This is a genomic window from Bradyrhizobium sp. LB8.2 (assembly GCF_040548035.1).
Classification (GTDB): domain Bacteria; phylum Pseudomonadota; class Alphaproteobacteria; order Rhizobiales; family Xanthobacteraceae; genus Bradyrhizobium.
Genome location: NZ_JBEPQV010000033.1, coordinates 70,281 through 96,245 on the forward strand (window position 1 = coordinate 70,281; position 25,965 = coordinate 96,245).

General features: G+C 58.3%; 19 protein-coding genes and 1 pseudogene. 7 read left to right on the forward strand and 13 right to left on the reverse strand.

The features are described 5' to 3' along the window. Positions 1-113 precede the first annotated feature (113 nt). From ABIB06_RS31245 to ABIB06_RS31260, 3 genes and pseudogenes are all read right to left on the reverse strand, one after another. Entirely contained in the window at positions 114-323 is a 210-nt protein-coding gene (locus tag ABIB06_RS31245; RefSeq protein ID WP_247446477.1) for a hypothetical protein, read from the reverse strand. 176 nt (positions 324-499) lie between these two features. After that, positions 500-1,460: pseudogene (gene opgC / locus ABIB06_RS31250) on the reverse strand (OpgC domain-containing protein); the annotation flags it as partial. Between the two features lie 1,334 nt (positions 1,461-2,794). After that, positions 2,795-3,031, reverse strand: coding sequence for a hypothetical protein (locus ABIB06_RS31260; RefSeq protein WP_247446118.1), 237 nt, complete (start codon positions 3,029-3,031; stop codon positions 2,795-2,797). A gap of 1,240 nt (positions 3,032-4,271) precedes the next feature. Between ABIB06_RS31260 and ABIB06_RS31265 the strand changes: the two genes are divergently transcribed. Together ABIB06_RS31265 and ABIB06_RS31270 are read left to right on the forward strand one after the other, a co-directional pair. After that, positions 4,272-4,988 (forward strand): hypothetical protein, encoded by a 717-nt coding sequence (locus ABIB06_RS31265; RefSeq protein WP_354051723.1) that lies wholly within the window; start codon positions 4,272-4,274, stop codon positions 4,986-4,988. Between the two features lie 1,421 nt (positions 4,989-6,409). Continuing rightward, positions 6,410-6,751 (forward strand): hypothetical protein, encoded by a 342-nt coding sequence (locus ABIB06_RS31270; RefSeq protein ID WP_354051721.1) that lies wholly within the window; start codon positions 6,410-6,412, stop codon positions 6,749-6,751. Positions 6,752-7,209: 458 nt separating this feature from the next. Here the strand turns inward: ABIB06_RS31270 and ABIB06_RS31275 are convergent, their stop codons facing one another. Both ABIB06_RS31275 and ABIB06_RS31280 read right to left on the reverse strand, forming a co-directional pair. Then, positions 7,210-7,626: a hypothetical protein gene (locus ABIB06_RS31275; protein ID WP_354051720.1), complete on the reverse strand. Its 417-nt coding sequence runs from the start codon at positions 7,624-7,626 to the stop codon at positions 7,210-7,212. A 71-nt stretch (positions 7,627-7,697) separates the two neighbouring features. After that, positions 7,698-9,311 carry a glycoside hydrolase family 17 protein gene (locus ABIB06_RS31280; protein WP_247447262.1) on the reverse strand — a complete coding sequence of 538 codons (1,614 nt, stop codon included), beginning with the start codon at positions 9,309-9,311 and terminating at the stop codon, positions 7,698-7,700. A gap of 1,621 nt (positions 9,312-10,932) precedes the next feature. Between ABIB06_RS31280 and ABIB06_RS31285 the strand changes: the two genes are divergently transcribed. Then, on the forward strand, positions 10,933-14,283 hold the full coding sequence (locus ABIB06_RS31285) for an adenylate/guanylate cyclase domain-containing protein (RefSeq protein ID WP_247447261.1): 3,351 nt from the start codon (positions 10,933-10,935) through the stop codon (positions 14,281-14,283). A gap of 49 nt (positions 14,284-14,332) precedes the next feature. Here ABIB06_RS31285 and ABIB06_RS31290 read toward each other — a convergent pair whose 3' ends face one another. Continuing rightward, positions 14,333-15,742, reverse strand: coding sequence for a patatin-like phospholipase family protein (locus ABIB06_RS31290; protein WP_354069797.1), 1,410 nt, complete (start codon positions 15,740-15,742; stop codon positions 14,333-14,335). A 1,226-nt stretch (positions 15,743-16,968) separates the two neighbouring features. On the opposite strand from ABIB06_RS31290, the gene ABIB06_RS31295 reads away from it, so the two are divergent. Next, positions 16,969-17,175: a hypothetical protein gene (locus ABIB06_RS31295; RefSeq protein ID WP_247447258.1), complete on the forward strand. Its 207-nt coding sequence runs from the start codon at positions 16,969-16,971 to the stop codon at positions 17,173-17,175. A 653-nt stretch (positions 17,176-17,828) separates the two neighbouring features. Here ABIB06_RS31295 and ABIB06_RS31300 read toward each other — a convergent pair. Together ABIB06_RS31300 and ABIB06_RS31305 are read right to left on the reverse strand one after the other, a co-directional pair. Next, positions 17,829-18,182 carry a Crp/Fnr family transcriptional regulator gene (locus ABIB06_RS31300; protein WP_354051782.1) on the reverse strand — a complete coding sequence of 118 codons (354 nt, stop codon included), beginning with the start codon at positions 18,180-18,182 and terminating at the stop codon, positions 17,829-17,831. Positions 18,183-18,705: 523 nt separating this feature from the next. Next, the gene (locus ABIB06_RS31305) at positions 18,706-18,942 is read right to left on the reverse strand and encodes a PilZ domain-containing protein (protein WP_247351006.1); all 237 of its coding nucleotides are present in this window, start codon (positions 18,940-18,942) and stop codon (positions 18,706-18,708) included. 654 nt (positions 18,943-19,596) lie between these two features. Between ABIB06_RS31305 and ABIB06_RS31310 the strand changes: the two genes are divergently transcribed. Continuing rightward, on the forward strand, positions 19,597-19,722 hold the full coding sequence (locus tag ABIB06_RS31310) for a hypothetical protein (RefSeq protein WP_354051717.1): 126 nt from the start codon (positions 19,597-19,599) through the stop codon (positions 19,720-19,722). A gap of 126 nt (positions 19,723-19,848) precedes the next feature. On the opposite strand, the gene ABIB06_RS31315 is transcribed toward ABIB06_RS31310, so the two are convergent. From ABIB06_RS31315 to ABIB06_RS31325, 3 genes are all read right to left on the reverse strand, one after another. Beyond that, positions 19,849-20,361 (reverse strand): septal ring lytic transglycosylase RlpA family protein, encoded by a 513-nt coding sequence (locus ABIB06_RS31315; protein WP_354069799.1) that lies wholly within the window; start codon positions 20,359-20,361, stop codon positions 19,849-19,851. Positions 20,362-20,771: 410 nt separating this feature from the next. Then, positions 20,772-20,960, reverse strand: coding sequence for a hypothetical protein (locus ABIB06_RS31320; protein ID WP_247447255.1), 189 nt, complete (start codon positions 20,958-20,960; stop codon positions 20,772-20,774). Positions 20,961-21,044: 84 nt separating this feature from the next. After that, complete coding sequence (locus ABIB06_RS31325) at positions 21,045-21,275, reverse strand: hypothetical protein (protein ID WP_354051715.1); 231 nt, start codon at positions 21,273-21,275, stop codon at positions 21,045-21,047. 308 nt (positions 21,276-21,583) lie between these two features. Here ABIB06_RS31325 and ABIB06_RS31330 point away from each other — a divergent pair, with 308 nt between their 5' ends. Beyond that, positions 21,584-21,790: a cold-shock protein gene (locus ABIB06_RS31330; RefSeq protein WP_247447253.1), complete on the forward strand. Its 207-nt coding sequence runs from the start codon at positions 21,584-21,586 to the stop codon at positions 21,788-21,790. Between the two features lie 58 nt (positions 21,791-21,848). Here the strand turns inward: ABIB06_RS31330 and ABIB06_RS31335 are convergent, their stop codons facing one another. Further along, complete coding sequence (locus tag ABIB06_RS31335) at positions 21,849-22,487, reverse strand: LabA-like NYN domain-containing protein (RefSeq protein ID WP_247447252.1); 639 nt, start codon at positions 22,485-22,487, stop codon at positions 21,849-21,851. A gap of 856 nt (positions 22,488-23,343) precedes the next feature. Next, entirely contained in the window at positions 23,344-23,898 is a 555-nt protein-coding gene (locus ABIB06_RS31340) for an ATP-dependent DNA ligase (RefSeq protein ID WP_456664251.1), read from the reverse strand. A 1,784-nt stretch (positions 23,899-25,682) separates the two neighbouring features. On the opposite strand from ABIB06_RS31340, the gene ABIB06_RS31350 reads away from it, so the two are divergent. Beyond that, positions 25,683-25,898, forward strand: coding sequence for a hypothetical protein (locus ABIB06_RS31350; protein WP_247447250.1), 216 nt, complete (start codon positions 25,683-25,685; stop codon positions 25,896-25,898). Positions 25,899-25,965 lie beyond the last annotated feature (67 nt).

Here is a 25,965-nt window from a genome sequence, read left to right on the forward strand (position 1 = left end):
ACCTCCTAGAATGAAACCTAGGTAAAGGCTGCGACCAAAATAGGCGCACAACTCAGTTGAGCGCGACGATGGCGGTTCGGCTGGTAGTGATGCTGTCACCGGGGCGTCCGACCTTACGCGACCTCGATCGTTCGCTCCTTGCTGGCCCGCAGGCTGCGGAGGTAATAGCCTCGCGCGTGAACCGCTGATTTGATTTCGTCGCTGACCTTGAGAACTCGTTTCCTGCTCTTGCGCCACTTGTGTGCAGAGTAAAGCGCAGGTACGGCACAGCCTGTACTTAGAACGAGGAAGTCGCGCTTGTCATTGCGATAGACATCATACACCGTTCGCCCCCGCCTAATGGTTTTGAACTAAGAATGAAATATGTTTCGTCGTCTCAATCAATGAGATTAGTACCTCGAATGCCTGTGCGGGTTGTAAATGTGCAACGCCTCGAGACTTTTGCTTCACCTCGTTCCGGAATTGGAACGAACTGAAGCAGGTCCGGACCATCGCCAAGTTAGGTATGCTGCGCAGTTAGTTCAGCGAGGCCGTGAGCGGCACGAGACAGCGGTTCTCTGGCGTTCGCCACCTCGCCGTGCGGCGATGACGCATTGTCTGCGACGCGAAACACCCGGTGGGTTTGCCTATCCGCGAACCGGCAATCGATGACGGAATTCTGGCCGCCGGCCCATCCGAACTCACGCAATCCTCGGCGAAATGCCTCCAGGGGGCGCCAGTCAACGGTGCCCCAGGCGTCCGGCTGGGCGCGCACGCCCACAGGCAGTGCAGCGGTCGGCTGCAGCCTGGGCGTGGTCTCGACCAAGTTCAGCATCGTCGCCGCCACGATCATCACGAGGATCCCACCAACGCTCAGCGTGATCTGCATCGCGAGCCCTTCCGATACGTCAAGCAGCGCCAGCAGGCTAGCGAGCGTCAGCAGAACGCCGAGGCAAAAGATTGGCAACGAGTGCTTGCCACAGAGGATGGCGCCGCGCATCGCCGGAGTCGTCAATGCTTGCCGATTGGGCGGCACGAACCACACCGCAACAACCGCAAGAGCCAAGAAATGCAATAGACGCAACGGATCGAGATTGGATTTGTCTAGCGGGTAAGCCAACTTGGTTAGGCCCTGCGGGATTAACGCTTTTTCTCCAGCTCAACGCGATGACAAGGCTGAAGACCAGATAGAGAGCGGCAGGCACAAGGGCCTTGCGAGACGTTAGCCAGGGGCGCACTCTTTCGCCCTCGATTACCATCCAGGCGCCAAGGACCGCCAGTAGCTGCCAGGCCAGTGGATTGAAAGCCCAGTGGCCGTTCGGCCACGCCGGCATGGACCAGCCGAACATATGCACCAGCGCATAAAGCGCCAGCGAGGCGCCAAGCGTCGCGTTCGGCATTCGGAGCAGCAACCACAGCAAAGGCGCGAAAAAGAGGTGGAGGAGCACGAAGATCGGCAATACGTCGGTATTGACCGTTCGAATACATCGTCGGGCCGCTCGCATGTCATTCGATCAATCATTCCGGCATAAATGACGGAAGGGTTGGAAGCCGCCTCATGAACTGAGGTGACGTCGTCCTGTTCGAGCGCCTATTGAACGCCGCACGCACTAAAGGAGTATCGCATCATCGCTCATGTCTGCGGGCTGCCTCGCTCAGACTACAAACCCAATTTTACCCGGCTGGGAACGCGTTTGGAAGAAACTGTTGTTCTTCGCTCGATCTGCGCTTTTGCGTCCAGCACTTTGTCACCGGCTCCTGCGGCGCGCGCCCGGCTTACCTGGTCCGATGTGCTGGCGCCCTTCCCGCGCGTTCCGATCGGCAGACCATTTCCTTCGGCCCGCGCTGCTGGCGAAGAATTGTTTCGAGTGGACAAGGCGCCGCCGACTGGTTGGTCCTCATTGCTCGTGCCCGTCCCGATCGCGCCGATCGGCAGACCATTCTGAGCGTGACCAGCCCCGGCATTTCTTGCGGCCTGGGTGGCGGACCGCGACCGCGCCGGCGCGGCGGGCTGAACGTTCGGATTGTTCGGCTCGGCGTTGATGCCTGGATTTCCGCCGGTGGCAGTATCTTTCGTTCCCATTCCTGGGGGCGCTGATTGACCAGCGTTGCCTGCACCCGTTCCCATTCCAGAAGATGCCGACGGACCAGCGCTGGCGCTACTCGCGCCCGTCCCGGTGCCTGCGCCTGCGGACCCGGCGTTTGCGCCGCCGGCTTGCGCCAGGACCAACAGAGATGAGCTTGCGACGATGGTGGCGATTATCAAAGGCTTGGCGTGGGGCATCTGACGATCTCCTTTGCCAAACTTCTATTAACCACGACGCCGCAACGCGGTTCCTGCCTTCTGCGGCACAAGAACACCGCCGCCCTTGCGCTTGTCGATTGGACCAGTTCGTCGAAACGCCCGGTCAAGCCTTCTGTCCTAAGCGGTCCAGCGTGACGCCAATGGCCGTCGAGTCCTCAATGGTCTCTTCTTCGTCTTGCGATCGATGCGCCCGACTTGCCGGACAAGCTTCAGTCCTGCACGACTTGCTATAATCGCTTGGTTCGCTCGCAAGGAGCCGGCGTTTGGGACAGGACCGTGAACGCCCGCCCGCCGCGGAGATGAGCGGCCGCCCGGACTGCAGTCCACGGTGGACCACCGCTGTCCCATCCAACTCGCTGTCCGCATCTCGGCTTATCCGACAACAGCACGGAGGTGGTGAATGCGCCAAGTCATTCAAGCCGACGGCGAGGACAAGCGACGAACAGCGACGTCTGGATCCATGCGCAATGCGATGCGGCGAAAGCCGTCGCCGGCCTAACCTCTTCCACGTCAGCCGCGCTTCCGCTGAGAGGTTGGCTTAAACTCCACGACCTCGTGCTGGTCGCACGGATTCGATGGTTCATTTCGCTTCACGATTTGCTCAAGCTCGAGCGCTTCGATGGCGAGTTCATCCGCCAAGCGCTTAAACAGCTCGCACTTTTCTGTGTCCGTCGCCTGCTGACTCATCAACGCAAAGTCTCTGGCGTCAGCGCGGACCTTTTCCAAACGTGGTCGGAGGTCCTTCATGTGTGCCGGCTCAGCTTCTAAACTTATCCTCGGCCCGAACAATCAGTTTGCTTGTTCGGATCACGCGGGAGTCAACTACCGAAACAGGATATTGGTTCTTTGCGAACTGCCAAATTGGCCGCTTATTCTAGCCACGGCGGCTCCCGGGCTGAGGCATCCCTGTTCGGCACTCGCCGGATGATGCATAGAATTAGCATACCTGAAGGGGCATGAATGTTCGAAAGCGCACAGACGCGAGTGTTGCGCCGGACTAGGCTGCGAGCGATCCTAGACGCTCGCGAAGCGCTCGGGGCCCAACGGCCTCGGGGGGATGCCAATGTGCTGGCTGCGGTGAAGCAGCTCCGTCCGCGAACGCAGTGTTGCTGGCTGCGTGCCGGGTATGAGGCAGGAGTAACCTCGGCAGATTTTAGATCAAACGACGGTCGTTCTCGTGCGTACTTTCCTTCTCATTGTGGGAAAATATGACTACTGGTGAACGTTCTGTTCGTTGTAGTTGTCCTGCCCTCGCGCAGAACGGCACCTGCTCGGCGAGCAGGAACTCCGTCTCCGGTGACGATCAACACGATGGCCCGTCGATCGGACGATCACGACCCACCACTTCTGCGGCGCGGGATGATGCCGGTTGCAATCAGAGTTCTTTCGTCGTCCTCCCCCTTCCAGTCCTTCGAGCGTGGAATGCGGTTAGGCGGCACTTCAGAGGGCACCACGACTAGACGCGGGCCATCGCGCGCTTGAGATTCTTGTCGATGTCTTCACCGCGCCGCGGGCCCTCCGAGCGATTCAGCGAGAACCATCAGCCAGATCGCCAGCGCGCTCGCTATGGCGATGCCTCCAAGCATGGTTATGAGCCGCATTGAACGACGATGTGAAAAGCTCAGAGCCTCAGTGGGTAACAGCCGGCGTCAGCATTCCCATTTCAAACTGCAATCGGCGCTCAATTTGTCTGCCGCTTTTGGGCTGAAGCCCGCTCGATCAGGAAATCGTCCAAATCTCGGCCCGCAACGATGGCGATCGACCGGGCGGCGGCGGCGCGGATCGCGGGCGGGAGCGAGGCCCGGCGCAACTGAGGTGGCTCGATGAATCGATCGCGCTGCCTCGTGTTGCAATCCCCGAGTACTGGACCGGCATATTAATCAGACAAGAGTACAATTAATTCGTCGCGCTGCCCAATTTAAGCCGCATGGGAGCCGTTGTCGCCGCTGAGGCTCGAGCGGGGGTGGGGCGAACCCGGGAGTTTTCGATGTCCGGTCATTTGCGATTGTACTTCGCCAGCCTAGTCCTTGTTGGAGGTTTTTGGGCGGCGCCTGCGTCTTCCAATTCTCTTGCCGACTTCTTCAATACTGCTGCGTCCCAACCCACGGTAACCCCTCCGCCGCAAGCCGAATGCGTGCCGCGTCCCGGTACCTCGACCACCGGCGGACAGCATTGGGTCTACCGAACGGACGGTCACCGCAAATGCTGGTTCCTGGCCGAGGGCGTCGCGACAGTGAAGAAGCCCATGCGGGCTCGCATGGCCAAAGACCGCAGCGCCAGTTTGGACGAAAACGGGACCACGCAGACCAGGCGGCGCGCGGTCGTTGATGCGCGCGCGGAGTTGCTGCGCTCCGCACCGCCCGAGCAATCTCAGCCGCCTGTACCTGGAATGAAGGTAGCTGATGCCGCTTCCGATCTCTTCACGGGCCTCACCCTGATGTCGGCGGTCCCCATTGTCGATCTTCCCAGCAACCAGCTCACGCCCGAACACTCCATGCCCAGCCGAGTCGACGTTGGGCAGCTTCTCGCCGCCACGTCCGCCGACCCACCTCAAGTTATACCGCTGGGCGCGCGCACTGCAGAGGCGCGCGACGAAGCCCGCAGCTGGACGGCCTGGTTTGGTGTGCTGCTGATGACGCTTGGCGGCCTCTCGCTCTTAAGCTCGAGCCGCACGCTTCGGTACGCGGTGAGATTACGCCACTGAGGTAGCGAGATACGAGGTACTGCCGCCGCGCGATCGATGGGATTCCACGGACCAGTATAGCGGAACTGCCCCACGTACAAAGGTTCCGTACGCCGCACTAAATTTGGCACCGCCTTAGACGGACATTCGACTACGATGATGGTCGCCCTTTGGGATGGGCCTGCATCATGCGGTACAAAGTGTTCGTGGTGGACGGCAGCCGGCAAGTGATCTGCGCTGCAAAGCTCGACTGCATTGACGAGCAAGCGGCGAGACGCCGAGCCGAGCAAATGCAGGACGAGCACGACGTTGAGCTTTGGGAAGGCGATCGACTTGTTGCCGTGTTCCGAAGCGCAACGTCGAATGAAAGTCGGAGCTAATGCGCGACCCCGAATAGACGGCCGGTCTCCTCGCCGAGTTAGTTCGAGCGTTGTGGGGCACCCCGGCCCGGCTGGTTGCCGACACGTCACAGCGACGTCGTCGCCGAGCCTCGCTACTGCGGGGATGAAGACACCAGTCCTCTTTCAAAATAGTGGCAGATGCGAGGAACGCGGGCAATCCGTCCATCGAATCGCGCGAGTGAGCCAACGCGGGTCAACCTTCGGACCGCCGGGTCTCTAAACGGCTCTTGCTCCGCCGCTCGCTTTGGTACGCCGTCTTCTGCCGATTGTTCTTGCTTCTACATGTCGGAGCTTACGTCGAAGCTTCTCCACCTGTCTAAGCTCCTCCAGAAGCGCCTGGTGACGTTCGCTCAGAACAGCACTAGAGAAAATCTGACGCGTACTCGACATCACATGCCTCAGAAAATGACTTGAAGGAAGAAGTCGACGAAAAGCGAAAGACAAGGGACACTCGACCGAAGCTCAATGAGCTGAAGCCGCAGCCGCCAGATGCTCCCAGTACTCGGCCTCTGCAAGCAGTTTCCAGCTTCTCTCAGGTTGGAGTACGGCAGTCTGTCGGCAAAGCAGCGCCATTGCACGAAGGCGGCGGGCAGCTTCCATTTCAACCTCCCATGTTTTCCCCAAACATATTTTTCAATTTTGAGATAGAGTCATCACGATTATATACCATAATCAAATTTACCATTTAATGGCCGTCAATTTAGTTCCCTTGGTAAGCTGACCGGGAACTGGTTTCGGTTTAAGCTTCACATCGATTTCGAATGCTGCTCGCGGGGAACCTATTGCGCGGTAAAGCGAACGAGAAGCGTGCGCGGGGGCAGCAAGACGAGAAGCGAAGCTTCGTGCGCGAGCATCGCAATGTCAGAAATCCCAACCGAGGACTCTTCTCGCCGCCCTCCAGGGCACGTGCGCCGGCTACCGAGCCATAACCCAGCAGTTGGGTTGCGTCAGCGGTCTGGCTACGCGCCTGGCTCTTAGAGCGCACCACCATTGAGTCCTGCGATGGTCTCAAGCTCTGGAACGTGCGCCCGGGCGACAAGGATGGCTACTGACCCGATGAGGATGACCAGCATCACATTCAAGCCAAGTTCGCCGCTTTACGGCGGGCGGGCCCGGATCGCATCGGATGCGCAAGTTAACAATCACAGGTTGGCGCAACGTATTGCGAGACTGTTGCTTTCATGCCTCGTCTTCGCAGATAGGGCTGAGTTTGGCTCCAGCTGGCTCCCTGCGACTGTCGATCCACGCGAAGCAAAGATCATCTTGCGGACCGAGTGCATCTGGGAGACAAGCCGTAAAATTCCGGTGTCGCCTCGCAAGGAGGGGCGCAAGAGCCTCTTTGTTTTTGATGTCGATGCATTAATCATTAAATGTGGCGAATAAATAAAAAATGGACTGGCGCTTTAATTTAAAATAGATTTGATTTAATCAGGAGGGGATGATCGTGGCGCTTCTTGATCACGGTTGTCGCTTCTGAAGTCGCGAATATTGCAGAATCAATAATTGCCAACGTGGACGGTCAAGCACCGGCCACGATGGGCAGGGGGAGCTGCTAGTTCTTTTGCGTAACTTGGCAGGGATTGTCGCTGGCGGCGTGCCTATCGCCGTCCGAGCGAGCGCTAGCAATTTGCGTGAATTGATTTTGCGGTGACGCTCTCTGCTCTGCATTGGCAGACGAGGGTTGCGAATGACGTGCACGCATTTTGTAGCAATGTTCGGCCGGGCTCGCGCAATTTCGAATTCTTCTTCGTCAACTTGCGATCGTTCGATCCAGCCAGGTTTGCGGTTTGCAAACATGGCGGCTGTCAGGCGCGCGATCCACTCGCGAGCTCGGAGCGACTCTAGCCCCAAACAGGCTTGAGCGGCACATGTTCTCTTTGCGCGTTTTCGAGTGCGAAAGCGGTCGCGGCATTTCGCTTCCCTTCAGGGCGGCGTAAAGGCTGTGAATCAGCACGGGCTTTGGCGCTCTGCTTTGCCAGTTCGCCAATGACTTCCGTCGTTACCAGTTTGATCTGCGACAATGCGGCGGCAAATCTAACGCCATACCCGCCAAAAAGTCCGGTGATGAGAAGCCCATCCACATTCGTGTCCTCAAGCAGTGCCTTCGCGCAGGCGGCGAAGACGGAAGGATCCGCATCCGTGCCGCCGGCGACGTCAACCGGGTTTCCGAGCGAAGCTGCCGGCGGCAGCAGTTTCGCGAGCTTCTCAATGGTTTGAGCGGACAGCGTCGCCAGCGCCAAAGCACTCGGTGTCATCATTCCACCAACGCTGCTCAGCCGTGCAGACCAGGTGATCGACTGACGTCTGGTATTGGCCCGAAGGAGAAGACTCAAGCGCGCGCCCGCCACAGCGTAACCGCAAGCAGTATATAGGCAGCACAAGTCCACAACGACTGCCAATTGTCTGGCCCTTCGCTAAGCGCCGCATGGATGGCTGCCACCAAGAATACGCCGGCAAATATCGCTTCCGCCATGGGGCGGATTCCTTTCTTGGGGCCATTGAGCTGTGTCATCGCCGCAAAAGGGAACGCCGCCATAGTGAGGGCCGCAAAAGGAAAATCCTTTTCGCGCGGGTCAAACATAAAGCCCAGCGCGGTCTCCGTGCCGATCACGATGGTTACGATCAAGATCAATCCGTGCATGATCGCCAGCACCGATGAGGTGCGGTAGTCCTTCGGACCCAGCAATTCCAGAAATGTGGGCGGTGCGCGCCCCGACATCAGGGCGTTGGCGCCGAACAGCGGCGAGGCAGTTGCCGCCACCAGAAGTGCGCCCCACAGAAGCCAGCTGCCCGCGTCGTAGCTTTCATAGAACATTTTTTGAGCGGCCCCCCCAAACAGGACTCCGGCGGTGGTTGCCGATATTCCGACCGCAAACCATGAGACGAGCCGGGGCTGCGAGAGCTTCCGGCGCGAGGTCAGCCATGCAGCGCCGAACACCAGGATCGCCAGCGCCATTCCGCCGCTCATTTGCAGTTTCCAGAGCGGATAATTGCTGACGGGGATGCCGGGCGGATATTTCAGCGTGCGCTGCGCGGAATCGAATAAGCCCCACGATCCGCCGACGGTGCCCTCGAACTCATGCTTCCACAATTCATCATAGGCCTCGAACAGGTTGACGCGGAAATTCTCGCGCCGGGCAACATCGAGGACCTCGGAGATCACCCGCGCCTGATTGATGCGCGACGGTAGTGCCGAACCGCGCATCCGTCCTTCGCTCGGCCAACCAGTTTCTCCAATCAGGATTTCCTTGCCCGGAAACGCGGACGCCACCTGCTTTCGGATGGCGTCGACGTGAGCAGCGGCAGATTCCGCCGGGATCGGCATATTTTCCCAATATGGCAGGATATGCACGGTGACGAAATCGACGGCGTCATTGAGTTCCCGATGGCGCAACCAGTACTCCCAGACGTCGGAATAGGTGACGGGGACCGGCACTTGTGCCTTGACCGAGCGGATTAAGGCAGCAAGGTCGGAAGGCGTCATCTTCCGATGCAACAGAACCTCATTGCCGACCACGAGTGCGGTGATGGTTTCCGGATAATGCTGGGCGAGGCGTATGCCAGTGGATAACTGCGTCGCGTTCTTCTGTCGGTCCCTATCGAGCCAAATTCCCTGAATGACTTTCAGCCCCACCTTGGACGCAAGTTCGGGGATCTGATCGAGGCCAAGATCAGTCGCATAGGTACGGATACAGTCGGTTATTTTGGCAAGCTGGGCGAGATCTTCCGCGATCTGGTCACGCGGCACTGGTGTCGGCGACTCTGACGTTTGGTTGTTGCGGAAGGGCGCGTAGGATATGCATTGCAGTTTGGCATTCGGATCGATCGGTGCGCGCGCCAAGTTGATCGGTATGGCCAGCCACCACCAGACCGCGGCGATCGCACCTAGAGATATGATAAGAAGCGCCAGAGGCGTACGAAGCGAGATAGTGTGACCCTCCAACGTAGAGATCGTCGGTCAAAAGGCATGCTGTCGTGACCCGACAACAACAGAAATTATTGTCCGCCGGTACCTACTTGACTGTGAAAGCTGCTGCCAGATCGTCCGTGCCGCAAGAGGCGAGTCAACATCCACGAAGGCCTTAAGGCTACCGCAGGGCAGGGCAGGTAGAAATAATCTTCGCCATCTCCCGAGATAGCCTTCGGGGAACGGCAGCAGAGTGGCCTTTCTCTGACGGTCGCCGTGCCGGCTAACGAACGTCGCCTGTTGGCCCGTCTAGACGTGCCGGCTCGATCTGACCACGTCCGCTTATCCGCCGAGTTTCCGCCAGCATAATAGCGCCGGCAGCCGCCGGGACAATGACGAGGACCGTGACAAGCGCTTCCGCCGAGGCCAGGGTGTCGTGCCGGTCTGTTCCAAAGCTCAAGCATACGCTGGCCTCTATCGACGCACGCCCGCCAACGATGAATGCACTCCGTCGAAAGGACGTGCGTTCGCGCACAAAGTACGATGCTACGTTTCGTCGCGTGCGTTTTGATCGCGCGGCAACATGACCAATGCCGGGCGCCGGAATATTGAGCGAAGTAGTTGCGGTCACCGCGCAGTAAGATCGCCCGCGGCTATGTCGAAGATGTTGACCGACTGTGAAGCAGTTTACATCCCCGTATTCTTGGCCCGCGCTAATGTGGCGAAGGCTTCTTACTTTGAAGGAGGCATCCGATGCACACCGCAATCAAATGGAACTCCCGATATAACGCTCGCGAATGGGTGACGATGGCTGGGACGCTCGTCGTTCAACTCCGCGCACTGAATGCAAACCGACAGAAGGGTGAAAGCAAGTCAAGGCGGCCACTCTGGAAACACTTCGACGACACCCATCATTGGGACTCAACCGCTGAGGAATGGGTTCCCGACCATGATCGGTGATCGTGCAGCCTTACCGGCCTAGACCGCGAAGCTGAGCGAGCACAGGTATCGGACCGGCAATTCTCCCACTCGTAGGGAGGCTGAAGACGCGGCAACCAAAGCTATCGATCACGGTTCGTGGCTCCGATCGCGGCATCGAGTGCCTTGCGTCCCGTGTAGTCTGAAATCGGCGCAGTGTTGCTCGCGTCCGTTCGAGGCTGCGGCGTGGTCAGGATCAGGCGTGGTTTGAGCGGAAGCGCCTCAAGGGCGGCGCCTTAAGCGTCGTGACCTGCGGCATAAATTTGCGAGCGTTGTCGCAATGGCGAAGGACCTTGCGGCCCGGACCGTCCTGGCCGCGGCGTCAACTATTTTTGGGAGGAGTTTGCCAGCTATGTGTAGGCTCGCTACAAAACGCAGCAGCTGCGCGTCGAAGGCTTAGCTGCGCAGGGCAGCCGCGTCGATTGCGGCTTCTGCCATCCGGAACGGCCGAGAGCCGAATAGCGTGGAATCCGTTAAGGGCGCTTATCGGACGTCAGCGGCGCGTTGCGCAAGGACCGCAATGACCCTTAACAGACATCGCGCTTGGCGGCGTTCACTTTTCGCCTGGGCCACTATGTTACATTGGGAAGAAGTCCGGTGATCGGCGCTTCGGTCGACAGATGTGCCTTCGCAAGCCTCTCTAATGTGCTATTCTCTTCGTATAAGCCATAGGTATACCATGACCGGTATTGCAGAGTGGCTAGCATCGATCGGTTTGGGCGAGTACGCCGAGCGATTCCGCGAAAACGCCATCGACCTCTCGGTCGTTCGAGATCTCACGGAGCAGGATCTAAAAGATTTGGGCGTCCTGCTTGGGCATCGCCGCAAGATGCTGCGCGCGATCGTAGAACTTCAGGGAGAGGTCCCGCGAAAGCCTCAAGTGGGCGCTAAGCCGGCGTCGGCGGACCACGCCGGGCGGCGTCAGCTTACAGTTATGTTTTGCGATTTGGTCGGCTCGTCGGCACTTTCGGCCCGCCTTGATCTGGAGGACCTGCGGGCCGTAATGGGCACCTATCACGGCTGCATCGCAGAGGTTGTTGCCCGGAATGAGGGCGTTATCGCGCGGTACATGGGAGATGGCGTGCTCGCCTATTTCGGCTATCCCCAGGCGCACGAGGATGATGCCGAACAGGCGACACGCGCCGGGCTGGCGCTGGTCGATGCCGTAGCTAGCCTCCGGACAGACCCCGCCACCGAGCTGCAGGTTCGCGTTGGCATCGCTACCGGTATGGTGGTCGTGGGCGATTTGACCGGCGAAGGTTCAGCTCAAGAGCAGACGGTCATTGGCGAGACGCCGAACTTGGCTGCGCGCCTGCAGACCTTCGCCAATCCCGGTACCGTGCTGATTTCCGAAAGTACGCACCGGCTCACTGATGGGCATTTCGAATTCCGCAATCTCGGCCCTGTCGCGCTTAAAGGATGGGCGGAGCCAATGCCAGCTTGGCAGGTCCTGGGAACAACCGAAGTGGAAAGCCGCTTCGAGGCTCAGCACAAAACCCGATTGGCGCCGCCAATTGGGCGTGACGAGGAAATCGAGATGCTCTTGCGTCGCTGGCAGCACGCCAGGCGTGGCGAAGGTTGCGCGGTGATGCTCATCGGAGAGCCCGGTATCGGCAAGTCGCACATTGCGCTGGCGCTTGAGGAGCGGCTCGAGGCCGAACCGCATATCACGGTGCGCCAGTTCTGCTCGGCGCACCACACCAACAGTGCGCTGTATCCTTTCACCCGCCAGCTTGAACGCGCTGCCCGGTTCGAGCGGGGCGACCCGCCCGCAGAGAAGTTCGCTAAGCTCGAGGCTCTGCTCGTGCGGGCTGATGCCGACCGCGTGTTGCTACCTCTGGCCAACCTTCTGTCGCTACCACCAAGTGAGCGCTACCGCATTCCAGAGCTGAGCCCGCAGAAGCGCAAGGAGATGACATTGGCGGCGTTTTTGACTCAGCTCAATCTCTTGGCGGAGCGACAGCCCGTGTTCGTCATTGTGGAGGATGTCCATTGGGCAGATCCGACGTCGCTGGAGCTGCTCACGATGACCTTGGAACAGCTACCGCGGCTTCGGGTGCTGCTGCTCATCACCGCGAGGCCAGAGTTCACGCCGCCCTGGCCAGGTCATGCGCATGTGACCACGATCTCGCTCACGCGGCTGAACCGACGCAACGGGGCGGCGCTAATCGAGCGCGTCACCTCCGGCAAGACGCTCCCGGAAGAGGTAATGGAGCAGATCCTCGCCCGCACCGATGGCGTGCCCCTATTCGTGGAGGAACTGACTAAGACTGTGCTCGAAACCGGGCTATTACATGAGCAGGGCGATCACTACGTCCTCAACCGTCCTCTGCCCCCGATGGCGATTCCGACGAGTTTGCACGCATCACTGATGGCGAGGCTCGATCGATTGGCTCCGGTGAGGGAGGTGGCTCAGATCGGCGCTGTGGTGGGTCGCGAGTTCTCCTACGAACTGCTGAGCACCGTAGCCGGGTTGCCAAAAGAGAGACTTGAGGAGGCGCTTGCGCAGCTGGTTCGGTCGGAGTTGATATTCTGCCGGGGCGAGATACCCCAGGCGGTCTATACCTTCAAGCACGCGCTTGTGCGGGAGGCTGCCTATTCGGGACTGCTGAAGAGCCGACGCGCAGCGCTGCATGCTATGATCGCAGACGCCTTCGAGCAACGGTTCCCGGAAATTGTGGAGACTCAACCTGAAACTCTCGCGCACCATCTGAAGGAGGCCGGGCAGTTCCAAAGGGCGGAGGCATATTGGCTGCGCGCCGGCAAGAAGGCCGCCATGCGCTCGGCCAACCTTGAGGCCATCGCGCACTTGCAACGAGGTATCGAGGCCTCGGACCATCTGCCCGACAGCGCGCGAAAGGACAGGTTGGAACTTGACTTCCAATTCGCTCTTGGGCCTTGCCTGATCGCTACTCAAGGACCAGCCTCGAACAAGGCGATGGCAACCTTTGCCCGCGCGCGTGAGCTGTGCGAGCGCCTTGGAGACCCTCCCGAGCAACTCCAGGTGATGTTCTGGTTGACCACCGCGAGCGTAATGCGCGGTGAGTTGCCGGTGGCTGAGGAAACGATCGCCGCCCTGCTCCAACTCGCCGAAACGCGCGACGATCGACCGACGTTGCTCAATGCGATGCGAGGGCAGGGGATGATCCGCCTTTTCATGGGACGTCTGATCGGTGCCCATGAAGCGATCGAACGGGCCTACGATGCCTTTGAGGCGAGCAGCGAGGAGGATAGGCTGGCGGCACGTGTGGCCGGCCAGGATGCCGGCGTGGCTGACCTGGCGTTGATGTCGTGGGCGCTCTGGCTGCTCGGCCACGCTGATACGGCACTCACGCGAGTGAACGTCGCCATTCAGCGTGCCGACGCCATCAGTCATCCGCATTCGCAGGCGTATGCTTGTTACTATGCATGCATTCTTCACGCCCTTCGCGGCGAGTTCCTGACTGCGCAAGGTCATGCCGAACGCTGTATCGCCCTGTCAGAGGAGCATGGATTCCGGCAATGGCGCTTGGCGCGTGCTATTCGGGGCATATGCGTGGCGTCGCTCGAACCTTCACCCAGCGCACTCGGGGAGATCCGTGCCGCGTTGGACGAATATCGCAGCGCAGGTTATCAGCTGGCCATCACCGCGCTCTACGTGCTTTTGTGTCCGCCATTGTTGATTGGTCACGACTACGAGGCGGCGCTGGAATTGATCGAGCACGGCCTCGCTACAACGAGCCGAAATAGCGAACGAATTTTGGAGGCCGAATTGTATCGGCTGAAGGCACGGGTGCTGGTCGTCCGCGGCGGACCAGACGTCGAAGCCGAAGCGCAGGCACTGCTCGAGCAGGCAATAAATACGGCAAGAAGCCAACACGCCAAGACGCTTGAGCTTCGAGCCGCAATGGACCGTGCCGCGCTGTGGATCGATCAGGGCAGACGCGAGGAAGCGCTCAATTTCCTCGCGCCGATTTATGCCAGCTTCACCGAAGGCTTCGAGACGCACGATCTAAAGGAGGCAAAGGTGCTTCTCGATGGGCTGCGGTAATCCAACCGGGACAACGCATGCCCAGATCCAAATCCGCAACGCGATCTGCTTACTTTGGCTTGGCGCCACTAGCCGCCTTCTTTAGAGCCGCATAAGTACGATCTCGCAGCTCTAACCAATTCGGGTCGTCCTGTGGATTCTCGTTTATGAAAATGGGCTTGAGCAGCTTGTCGTCTTTACTATTCGCCTTAATCTCGTTTTCCGCTTTGTTAAACGCGTCGATTGCTTGTTTGGCGGCGGCGTATCCCAGCGTTATCGAATTTTCGAGATTGCTGTGATTCCATTTGAAATTGATGTGCCCCGGCACGTGAATCTCGATGACTACGCCTCTCCAAGGTTTTTTCCCGTACTTCCCGTCCGCGGCTGGTTTGTCGAGCATCCCGCACTCGACTGCTTTCTCGAGTATCCCGGCTTCGGCTGCTCTGTCGAGTGTGTGCGCCTCTTTGACGTGATATTTGAAAAGCTTGACGTCATCCTCGCCGACCGTTGCCGCAAACAGTTGGCAGAGATTTGCTAGCGCATCGTGAAGATTTTCCGGCCTGCGGATTTGCTTCGCATCGACGATCCGGCTCACCCAGATTTCGTCCAAATCGGGGTGCTCCTCGAGCAAGCTATCGAAGTTCACAGTATCGACTAACGCCCCTTCGCAATATGTAACTTGGTCGATCTCAACCGTCCCTTCGACGAAGGGAAGAGACGAACACGCACACAGGCTGCGTGAGTCGATAGCTCCCTTGTACTGCTTTTTCTCGTCCTCCTTCATCCGACGATTGGAAAACAGCGCCAGCTTCTGTTCGTCGAGATTCCAGGCGTTGTGATAGATGTGTGGCATTCGGTCCTTTTTCAGCTCGCCGAAGTTTATGCTCTTCATAAACTCGCTATCCGGATAGTTGATCCTGGACAGGCCGTTGACTTTGGACAAGTACATCAGAGAGGTGAGGTATCGGACGAATGGATTAGGTGCGAGCACCTCATTGAGTATCCAGTTGTTGATGTCTCCTTCGCGCCATTCCTTGAAGGGTTCTTCACCACGAGGCAGACGGTTGAACCAAGCGGACATGGTGCCCTGGATCTGTTCCATCATCTTGTACGGTTGCCATCGGAAATCACTGTAACTTTTGGGATCGGTGACGAAGTCCTGGAAGGCCTTGATGTTGGCGTTCCAATCCGCCCCGAATACGGTGTTTATGGGGAAACGCTTATAGCCTTCATCGTCCCGAAACACGCCGTCCCTGAAGAATTCATAGGTCAGTTCGGCTCTGCTTTTGTTTTCTTTTTTGATTTTCTCTTCATTAAATTGATTGTGGACGATGCCAACCCAAGCGCCGATGCAGGACAACGCCCACACATCAGACTTATCGTCGAACGTCTTGCCGACTTCTGCAAGCGCTTTCAGAACCCCGATGTGTAGTCCTGCTGCCGGTCCGCCGCCGCCGAGCGTGATCGCTCTCTTCACCATTGGTTCCTCCATCTAATTTACGTGTGGCTTATTCTCCGATCAAGTTTCGAATTCCGTGAAGAGGAAGAGATTAATCGTTTTCGGGATCATTGGAAAGCGCGGTTGACGTCGACATTCGACGCTTTCTCGGACCTGCGCATCGCACTAACGCACCTCCGCTGAGGGCGCGGGCTTGCGTATCGGCGCGGTCACAACGAGTGCTGAACATCTTTGGAATGAAACCGCTGCTGGCAGCGGTGAGGGCGTGATACTGGCGCGGTGCGCCCCGTTGCGGTTCATGGGGAGCGTAAACAAGAGCTCGAACTTGCCTCAGGATGAGTTCTGGCCGAGCGGCCGTCAAACCTGCCCAAATTGATCGGACTGCGGCAGCCCGAGTTCGACCCGCCGATCCCCGCGTCATGCAATAGTGTTTTTATACGACCAAGATGCGATAGGTGCCATTCCGAGATTGGCCATACACGGTGTTGCACAACGGCCCGGTGAATGGCCGAGCAGGGGCCTTTGGGACCACAGCGCTGGCCCGGAACGACATTGTGTATACAGAGCTGCCCGTTTCTGTTTTGCCGAGCCGGATGAGCAGGCAAATGGCTTCAGCCACTCGACCCCAATATTATGCGTTTGCTGTCTCTGCGCTGAGTGATGAGGTAATTAACACAGAGGCCGCGAACGCCACCAAGAATGGCTTGCGTCTCTCTGACAGCGCCGTTTGCTTGTCCGGTCTCATCACCACTATCATTGAAGCTCTTGGTGATGCAGTGTGACAAACCCGATATTCGCCCGTGTCATCAGCTCTGGGTTCGGAGCTCGGCTAAACCAGTTGGTAGGCGATGAACCCTCTGTTGATGGGGCCGCAGCGACTAGCGCCAGGAAAACAGTCAGGGCTTCTGTCGGTTTTGAAGTTCAATTCTCTAGATTTGATTTGTAAGGCAAAGATCAGAAAATTATATCAGCAGTTTATTTGATTCGTTATATTGATATTCATTGGATGTGCGGAGCGCGCCGCGTATTCGGTTTACAAAAAGCTGAACGACAGAATTGGAAACTCAGTGCCAGCGCAGCCCCGACAGCCGAGCGCGACTCAAACAGCGGATAGCTCAGCCTGTAAGAAGAAACAACGTTAGGCTCGTCTAGATGCGAGCGTCGAACGGGTGGCCAACCTGTACTCGTTTGAATGCCGGCCGCCGCGCTAGTTGAACGCCTCACTGCCAAACCAAACGGAGGGTAAGATGAAGAGTGCGCTCGCGATCATTGCTGTTGCTTCTCTCATTGTTTCGTTTTCGTTGGAAGTAAAAGCGCAAACCATGCCGCCCGCTAGCGGTGCGGCAAAATCTAAGGCGCCGGTGGCGCAACCAGCGAAGGGCGCGGCCGCGCAGAAAAGGATGATGACCACCTGCACCCCCCGTCAAAAAATGTCCGGAGCAGCCTGCTCGTAACAAGCCGAAGGCCGCCGACTTAGGCGGCCCGCTAGAGCGGAAACGAGCGGTCGGGCCACCGATCGTCGTGCTTGTCCACTACTCCCCTTGGTTCGCGGATTGGGAAGCCACGGCTGCCTTTTCGACAAACGGTCGGGCCGCGTATTCGCCAGCGCAGGCGGGCCGACTAGCATGGTCTCGCCACTACAACCACGTTCGAACCTAGCGTTGCTCGCGATGACGAATTGCTGCTCGCGGTGCTTCAGCGCGACTGGAGATCTAGGGGTATCGGTCGGTACAGTTGTGGCCGTTGCGCGTGAACAGCCGCACGGCTTTGAAACACGCGCCCACGAGCCGCAGCACATCGCGGCCCGCACTCGCTCAAGCTCGTCAACAATGAAGCCGGGAAATTGCAATAAGTGGAGAGCTGACGAACGCGGAGCAAGATACCGGCTGTCCCTTTTGAAAGCAGTCGTGGTCTGCCAGTCGGATTGCGACAAAAAAGGGCAGCAGCTGCGGATTGTTCGGACCGGCAGCTTACGCGGCGCTAACCTATGCGCTCGGCGTCCGTCAGAATACCTCGATCGCCACGATTCATAAGCGGCCCGAGCTGCAGAGTTGTTTTTATCCGCTAGCCGGCATCCGGCGCTAAGTCAGTATTTGCTCGGACGTTACTATAACCCGAAGCCAGCTTTGGTGATCTTTGATCCTCCACTTGGGTTTAGCTCATGCAGATATTCAGGGCTGAACTCGGCTACAGCTTGCAGTTCCTGTGCGCGGAGCAGAGTAACGGTGTGGTTTTCCCATTCGCTGAGGCCCAAAGCCCTGAGTTCCTGGATCGTCCTGTTCGCGTGAACTACTGAAAGCCCACATGCATCGGCAACATCTTGCTGGGTGAGCGGGATCCGGTAGCTACCGCTGTCCGCCAGCCCGACGAATTCCATGCGAGTGGTAAGCTCGCAAAGAAGATGCGCGAGTCGACCTAAGGCTTGGCGCGCTCCGAGATTCTCAACCCATTCGCGATAGATGGCAGCCTATATCAGCGTTTCGCGCCAAAACGCGTGTGTAAGTCCGAGAGATTGGGTCATCATCTCTCTGAGAGATGAATGGGGCACAGCGGCTATCGTCGAATTGCCTACGCTGCAAAGATCACAATCCGTGATCGGCAAATGCAGGGTAGGCAAGTCGGGCATGTCCCCAGCCAGGTAGAATGACGAGATCTGATTTCGATCATTCACCACTCTTTGCCGAGCTAGAAAGCCGTCGATCACCACGATGCAGCTGCTGGGCTTGCCCCGTCAGGGCAGCAGGCGTTGCCGCAATATCATTTGGCAAGCGATCCTCGTAGCGGCTCAGCATGCGGATTTAGTCGATCTGCTAGGTCTCTCAAGCGCGCCCGTGGTCCCTCCTGACGCGCCACAATGACCGAGTAAACTACTGTTTCTCGAGATGCGCATTCCGGATTTCAATCTTGATGCGAGGCTACCTCTCACAAAAGTCAGCGCTTTGCCCCAAGATCTTCCACCTGCATCCGCATGAGTTGGTGGCGCATCAATAGAATGCGACGGCGATACGTTTTTCTTTACGCCAGACGACTGAACAGCGACGTGGGCCACCGTCCGGAATGACAGTCAGCGCGAATTCGTCCGGAATCTTTTCATCTCCTGCAACATCAAGGGCGGCACCGTATTCAGAGATGCTGCGAATCAAGCAATTTGCTTTCGAACGGCCGAAGCTGATTGAGCCGGACTTTGGGATGCGTGTCGAATGAGAACTGTTCTGCTCCATAATTTTTCTCCGAGTAAAGGGTTCGCCCCGCAGAGCGCAAATCGATTGTCGTCGGGCACCTACTGCGATCAAAAAAGAGTTCGCTAGAATCTCGAGACCCGATTCAATCTTAGCGCCCTGAATTAAACCACAACAGAAGACTGTTATACCAACGATGCAATTAAATCGAATTAAATCGACAGCGGAAGGTCTATGACGAATGCAAAATGGCTGCACTAGTGCAAGCGGCGCTTAAGATCGCTCATACAGCCGTCGGTTATTTATCTCGATCCCGCGGGGCACTTGTCAGTCTCTGCGGCCGCCGACGGGGACCGGACGGGGTCGACGCGGGTTGCTGAGACCGTGAAAAGCGTCAACCCAAGCAACATCGCGATGACCAAAGAATATCGCATGCTCCTATCTCCGCCGGTTAACTCGGACGATACATCAAAACGCTGGACGGCACGCTATATTGGCGCACCCTAGGCTGCTCCGGACCGCAGAGTGCCCATACCCGCACAGTTTCTCGCGCAGGTGGTTGTGCATCACAAGCCGCCTATCACGGCCAAGATGGGAGACTTCCGCTTTGCGTTGGTAGGCCGACGTTTATGAGTACACGTCGTAGCTTCACGGCTTCCGGCGCCGCTTCCCTGCGGGTTCCTCAACAGCGGGCGCATGACTTCGATGCTGGTGATGCTGTTTTCAAATCCGGGCGGCAGCGGCATCAATTCGGGCGCGGCATCGTTGCAGGCTCATGCCGCCGACCACCATGCCTGGTGCAGCTTGGTCGCCGTGAGTTAGCTGGAGGGCGGTCACGATGACCGCAATAGCGTCGGGGTTTCTTAGAGGCACGGCAGGTTCAGACCCAAAGGCGGACCGCTGATGTAAGGGGCGGGTTGCTTATTTTCGCAACTCGATGGACGACTGCTACAACACCTCAGCACGAACCTGAGCCACGCCACGATCCGTAATCCCCAAGGTGCGCGCGGCGGCGAGCGAGAGGTCGAGGACGCGGCCACGAACCCATGGTCCGCGGTCGGTGATCCGAACCACCACCGAATTATTCGTCTCAAGATCAGGACTCGGACTCTCGTGCCGAACGGCAGACGGGGGGGGCGCCGCGGTTAGTTGATTCCGATCAAACGATGAACCACTCGCTGTCTTCCCTTTGGAATACGAATAGTAGGAGGCTTTTCCGGAAAAGACTCGGTTGAAAGATTGAATGCCCGAAAGATCATTCAAGAGCTCTTGTCTGTTCGGAGGTTGCGCTTGCGGCTCATCCTTCTTTATCTGATCGAGTCCTTCAGGAGCGGGCTCCGCGTGAGCCTTTGGAATGATGGACCATCTGTCATTGAATGTTTGCCCGACAGCAGGGGTCGGGTGAAGCCCCGTCCAAGCGGAGACTGTTGCAATCACGATCATTCCAGAAAACAGACGCATGATCGACCTTACTAAAGATCACAAGACACAAGAACAATGCAAACTCCTGAGGCGCGTTCCGGGCATGTGCGGGAATCCTGTGCCGAGAGGCGATAACATACCGATAGTTGAGGATGTGTTGCACGGCGCAGCGTGGACGCAGTGCAGCAAGCAGACAGCCCGCTGCAACGCATCACGTTAATTGGCGAGCAGTTCTAGAGCTCTCTGGCGAAGTGAGCGTCGACACCGCGTGTGCGTGCAGGCGATTCAATCAGTAGCGTGAATGTCTTCGCCTGATCATAGAGACTGGGAGGACATTGAACGGACCGCAACAATTCATGGGGCGAGAGGCCGCGAGCCCGCGTAAGATGCTCCGTACGTTATTCAGCCTCGCTCGCAGTGGATCGCAAACGGACGTAACGACCGGCTCGTCACGTTGGTCCGTCGTCGCGGCGCGTGGGGACGTTGAAATCCCGCGCGGCAAGCTCCAGCTCGAGCTCAGTGATTCGCTCAAAGATGCGAGCAGCAATCGTCTCCGATTCTTCCGCGGTTAAGGATCGAATGCCCCGCAAAGCAAGCTCGTCTCTGAGAACCTTCGCCACAATCAATTGGATGGCCATTTGATCAATAGTCCAAAAACCATGATCAAACCGCAACCGAAGAGCGAGCGCAAGTGGTTGAGCGATTTCCCCGCGGTGCTCCGGCTAGCCGTCTCGGAACGGAATGCCGAAGCTGTCGCAGGTATTTAGGCTATTTGGTTGATCGCAGTGCGCTTCGCTTGAGCACGAGCTGACCCGCATCTCCAATTTCGATTGCTCCTCACTTAGACGCCTTTCGACAAACTGGCGCTCGAACTCCGTCAGATTGGTCTGCAATAAAAGGCGATAGCGTTGAATACTGTTGCAATGTGCACGCGCCAAGGGGTCGTCAATCATCGTGTCTTCCTGTGACGGATATAGCAATCCATTCATCGCTTGCCTAATGGGCGCGCGAGCCGAGCAGCATTGCACCACATCGCAGGAGCGGAGTCTCCCGTGCGGTCGTCCATCGTAGTGAGCTTTTCTTTCCCGATCTGTGAACTAGTTCACAATCAGCGGCGGGTCGTCTCCCGCAATGGCTCGCCCCCTATCAGACCACTGATCGCTTCGAAAACACTCTCCGACGTCGCGCGCTGCGGATTTTTGCTTGTCAGCCCCAAAGCAGTCGACCTAGGCTATGTTCATTATTCAACCGGGAGGCGGACGTGGCGACAGGCATTGTGAAGTGGTTTAGCGCAACCAAGGGATTCGGTTTCATCCAGCCCGATGACGGCGGCCAGGATGTTTTCGTGCATATCAGCGCAGTGGAACGCGCCGGCTTATCGGGCTTGGCTGAGGGGCAGAAGGTCTCCTATGAGGTCCAACTTGACCGCAAGCGCGGCAAGAGCAGCGCGGAAAATCTGCGCGTCTGACGGCTGCCGCGACCATGGCGCTGCGGTATTGATCACTGCACCTTTTGTCCGAGGTCTCTCAGGAGCGCGTGGAGAAAGTCACTTGCATGGTCTCGTTTCCCTTCGGTTCCTGCAAGAATTTTGGCATGTGTCCACGCGCTTCACGATCGCGCGGGGCGGGGCGTTCGGACGGGTCGCGGCCGAGCTTGGCCTGCAGCTCGACGAGGTCGGTGAAGACGTCGGCCTGGCGGCGCAGCTCATCGGCGATCATCGGCGGCTGGCTGGCGATCGTGGAAATCACGGTGACCCGCACGCCGCGGCGCTGAACGGCCTCGACCAGGGAGCGGAAGTCGCCGTCACCCGAGAACAGCACCATCTGGTCGATGTGTTCGGCGAGCTCCATGGCGTCCACGGCGAGCTCGATGTCCATGTTGCCCTTGACCTTGCGGCGGCCGGATGCGTCGATGAACTCCTTGGTCGCCTTCGTGACGACGGTGTAGCCGTTGTAGTCCAGCCAATCGATCAGGGGGCGGATCGAGGAGTATTCCTGATCCTCAATGATCGCGGTGTAGTAGAACGCCCGAAACAGCGTCCCGCGGCTCTGAAACTCCTTCAGCAGGCGCTTGTAATCGATGTCGAAGCCGAGAGTTTTCGCCGTCGCGTAGAGATTGGCTCCATCGATGAAGAGCGCGATCTTGTCCGTAGAGGAAGGTGACATTCAGTTCACGCTTTCGGTGAAGCAGCGCGGATCAAGCTGAAAGCATCGCGGGCCCGCGAAGCAGAGGGCCTTCGCATTCTATATAGATCGCTACCGAAGATCGTCGAGGAGACGGATGCTTTAAGCTTCAGCTATTTTCAAATCGTATCACGCCTTGGAAGTCTGACATCAGCCGAAAGTCGGCCTGTCAGATTTGTAACGTGTCCTATCTTTTTGCAGGTGCTTGTTTCAAGGTGCTCGCGCCGTGACCGTTGGCGATTTTGCTCTGTTTGATCTTTGGATCCACCGGCGGGTCCGCGGCTGTCGGTGATCTGTCTCAGCTCCAGGCGGAGACGTTCTCCTGGTCGGAACCGAGAGAAGCCGACCCCGCAGCTCAATACATGGTGCTCGAGCCGTGTTCCAGTTGCTGCTGACGGCTCCTTACCGCAATGGAATGAAATCTAAAGGTACGTCGGCACGTGGCGCCGACCTGAACGCGTGGAGGGGCTTTCGGCGGCGGATCGCCTAGGCACACAAGGAGGTCGGGCCGTTATAGGCGTGCAGACGACGACCCACGTCAAGGTTTTGAGAACTCGCTAACGACCATCATTCAAATTAATATTTAGCTTCAACGGAGAATCAGAAATCGAGCGCGACTCACATTAGTGTAGTGGTCGCGGCCGCCCCGCGACCAAGCGGTCGAGCGCCACGGCCTTTCCAAAAACCCCGGGGCAATGGTTGCTCGGCCGCTGCAGCTAACATCGTCCCTAAAAGGGTAAGCAACACGACCTTAGGGCGTTGCAGCTGGATGCCGGCAACCTTACTCAAATGCCACGCCTTGGCGGTGGAAATCGAGCCCCTCACAGATCCAGGGGAGTCACAGCTCCCGCTCCATTGCGGGATGGCTGCGGTTCTTGATCTTCACCCAATGTTTCTGCCGCTCGCCGCGGTGCGGCCGATCACGGTATTTCGAGACCAGCCCTTCCAGTCCCATGCGGCAGGCCGCCCGGAAACGCTTCGGCCCGATCTCGCCGCGCTCGAATGGCGCGACGGTGATCCCGTCCGGCCGGTGAGCCAATAGCCGCTGCAGGTTGGTCTTGCGCAGGTGCAGCGGGAGCTGCCGGCTATCGTCACCGCCCATTGCCAGCACGTCGCTCGCATAAAGCTGGGCTTCATGGTCGTGCTTGCTCGAGCGCAGCGCGTTGAATTCAGAAGTCCATCCTTTTATGCCAGAAATCGGTTTTGCCACACTGAAGATGCGCATGGGCGCGACGCACTTCTTGTGGGTGACGCTGCCGAAAGTTGCGACCGAGATGGCGCTGTGCGTGCTCTGATACAATCTGACACGGGTGCTGAACATCGTCGGGATGAAACCGCTGCTGGCGGCAGTGAGGGCGTGAAACGGGCGCTGGCGCGCGCCATTGCGGTTCATGGGACGCCTAAAAAAGAGCCCCCGACATTGCGTCATGATGAGTTCTGGTCGAGTGGCTCGCAAAATTTGCCCAAATTCACCGGACCGCGGTAGCCTGAGTTCGCCCGCGCCGGTCTGCGTCATGCAACAGCGTTTTTACACTCCAAGGCCCGTTGCAGACCTATGTCGCTACATTGAACCTGAGCCACGCCACGATCCGTAATCCCAAGCTGCGCGCCGCGGCGAGCGAGAGGTCGAGGACGCGGCCACGGACCGATGGCTCGTCACGTCATCGCCGCTCGTGGGGATGTTGAAATCCCGCGCGGCAAGCTCCAGCTCGAGTTCAGTGATCCGCTCAAAGATGCGAGCAGCAATCGCTCCCGACTCTTCCGCGTGAAAAGATAGGCTTTTAGCGGTATTTTGGGAGTCGGGAACAACCGGCAATCCGAGTGCGTTTTCTTCCAGCTCCGGGCAGTGTCTCGGAGCAGCGTAGCGTAGACTCCCGGCCTCAAAGGATTCATCCTCCTGAGGGGCCGGCTTTTTGGCCGCCGCCGCGGCACGCGGCCGGTTCGCGCTGGCGGTTTATCTCTCTTAGCGAGGCGCAACCAGAGCTGCCATACTGAATGCGACTACGCAGGCAGCAGCCAAGGACCAGAGCACTATAGCGATCTCTTTGGGCATGGTCGTGGCCTCCTGACGAAAGCCGCCTAACCCTTCCTGCCGAACGAGCTTAAGAGCGCATACCGATCAGCATTGTGTAGGCAAGCCGACGCCAAATCAGGTTCATCAGGACTAGCATGTGGCATCCCCATATTTGATGCGGCGAGCTTCGACCTGGTATGTTTCAAGAAGATTTCGCCAGGAGTGCGAAATGGCTTCGTGCCGAGGGTGGGAGGGCAGCCCCGCCGGTTCACGCTGGCGGGCGCGTTCTCGGTTGCCGTAACGTTCTTCTGGCAGGCATGATGGGTGCTAGCCGGCTTTAACCCCTTGTTGCTCGACTTAAATCTGGCGGCGGCCCAGTCTGGTGTTCACCGTGCGGAACACGCTGCGAGTGCCATGTTGTGGGACGCGGTTTTAAAAGAACGAATAGTGGACGACACGAACGTGGTTGGCCAATCATGTCTCCCGATAGCCGGCAAGTTCCGCTCTTGCGAGTGCCCGGGCCTACTCAAGCGCTTCTGCCCCGGTCAACAGGTTCGGCGCGAGCCGACGTCCCGCGATATCGACCCAGTAGAGGTACACGCTCGGCCGACCATCGCGAAGCAGACTTCGTGGCCGCCGGTTTGGGGCACAGCTTCGTGCTTACGTATGCGGATGTCGCCATCGAAACGCCGCGGCTCCAAGAGTCAATCGCTTGGGTCTTGGAACGCCGGCGAGCTACCGCGCGTCGTGGGTGTGGAAAACGCAATAGGGGCGAGGCCCGATTCCATGTCCGCACCCTATTCAAGTGGAACGTGACCCGTCGCGAGCTTGCGGCTTTGCTGCAAGATGCCATCCGGCAACGTCTGGGGTCTGGAGACAGCCTTCGCAGGTCAGATAACCTGTAAGCATAGTGCGACCGCGCGAGACGTTGGCCAGCGAAGCGTCTCTCCGGCAATTTGGGCAGATTAACGCGAGTCTTCGCACTGGCCAGCGCTGCAAAACGACCCCCAGCATTGCGTCCCTCCAGTCAGAGGAGCGCTATCAGAAGTTGCGATGTGCGTCAAAAAGGACGTCGGCACTGCTGCGGAAATAGCGAAATATCGCTTGTGCCGTCGGGCAAAACAGTGGTTCATAGGGTGCTGGTCCAACGCGAGAGCCAGCCAATGTCGAATGAAGTCGAGACGACCGAGCTATCGAAGATTGCTAATCTCAACGGAGACTTCAGAAGAAATTACGGAACCTTGCTTGGCGCCATCCTGTACTTGCGCTCGATCAGTGCAGCGCGGCGAACATCTCAATGGGGCGGCTTGATCGTCGCTTTGATCACGGCCGCTTTGACGTGGCTGGCGAGGCAAGAATGGCCGTGGCCCGGTTCATGAAGACGTGAATTCTTTGCGCCGCTCAACTGACTTAGGTTACGGAGGCCGCCGCGCTTTGAGGCTCGGT

What these genes read in the sequence shown, in the direction of transcription:
- ABIB06_RS31260 (WP_247446118.1), bottom strand. Translation starts at nt 3,031, where the DNA reads ATGAAGGACCTCCGACCACGTTTGGAAAAGGTCCGCGCTGACGCCAGA.
- ABIB06_RS31270 (WP_354051721.1), top strand. Translation starts at nt 6,410, where the DNA reads ATGGCTACTGACCCGATGAGGATGACCAGCATCACATTCAAGCCAAGT.
- ABIB06_RS31335 (WP_247447252.1), bottom strand. Translation starts at nt 22,487, where the DNA reads ATGTCACCTTCCTCTACGGACAAGATCGCGCTCTTCATCGATGGAGCC.
- ABIB06_RS31350 (WP_247447250.1), top strand. Translation starts at nt 25,683, where the DNA reads ATGTCGAATGAAGTCGAGACGACCGAGCTATCGAAGATTGCTAATCTC.
- ABIB06_RS31340 (WP_456664251.1), bottom strand. Translation starts at nt 23,898, where the DNA reads ATGAACCGCAATGGCGCGCGCCAGCGCCCGTTTCACGCCCTCACTGCC.
- ABIB06_RS31320 (WP_247447255.1), bottom strand. Translation starts at nt 20,960, where the DNA reads ATGGCCATCCAATTGATTGTGGCGAAGGTTCTCAGAGACGAGCTTGCT.
- ABIB06_RS31265 (WP_354051723.1), top strand. Translation starts at nt 4,272, where the DNA reads ATGTCCGGTCATTTGCGATTGTACTTCGCCAGCCTAGTCCTTGTTGGA.
- ABIB06_RS31290 (WP_354069797.1), bottom strand. Translation starts at nt 15,742, where the DNA reads ATGGTGAAGAGAGCGATCACGCTCGGCGGCGGCGGACCGGCAGCAGGA.
- ABIB06_RS31285 (WP_247447261.1), top strand. Translation starts at nt 10,933, where the DNA reads ATGACCGGTATTGCAGAGTGGCTAGCATCGATCGGTTTGGGCGAGTAC.
- ABIB06_RS31310 (WP_354051717.1), top strand. Translation starts at nt 19,597, where the DNA reads ATGACTTCGATGCTGGTGATGCTGTTTTCAAATCCGGGCGGCAGCGGC.
- ABIB06_RS31325 (WP_354051715.1), bottom strand. Translation starts at nt 21,275, where the DNA reads ATGATTGACGACCCCTTGGCGCGTGCACATTGCAACAGTATTCAACGC.
- ABIB06_RS31315 (WP_354069799.1), bottom strand. Translation starts at nt 20,361, where the DNA reads ATGCGTCTGTTTTCTGGAATGATCGTGATTGCAACAGTCTCCGCTTGG.
- ABIB06_RS31275 (WP_354051720.1), bottom strand. Translation starts at nt 7,626, where the DNA reads ATGATGACACCGAGTGCTTTGGCGCTGGCGACGCTGTCCGCTCAAACC.
- ABIB06_RS31295 (WP_247447258.1), top strand. Translation starts at nt 16,969, where the DNA reads ATGAAGAGTGCGCTCGCGATCATTGCTGTTGCTTCTCTCATTGTTTCG.
- ABIB06_RS31305 (WP_247351006.1), bottom strand. Translation starts at nt 18,942, where the DNA reads ATGGAGCAGAACAGTTCTCATTCGACACGCATCCCAAAGTCCGGCTCA.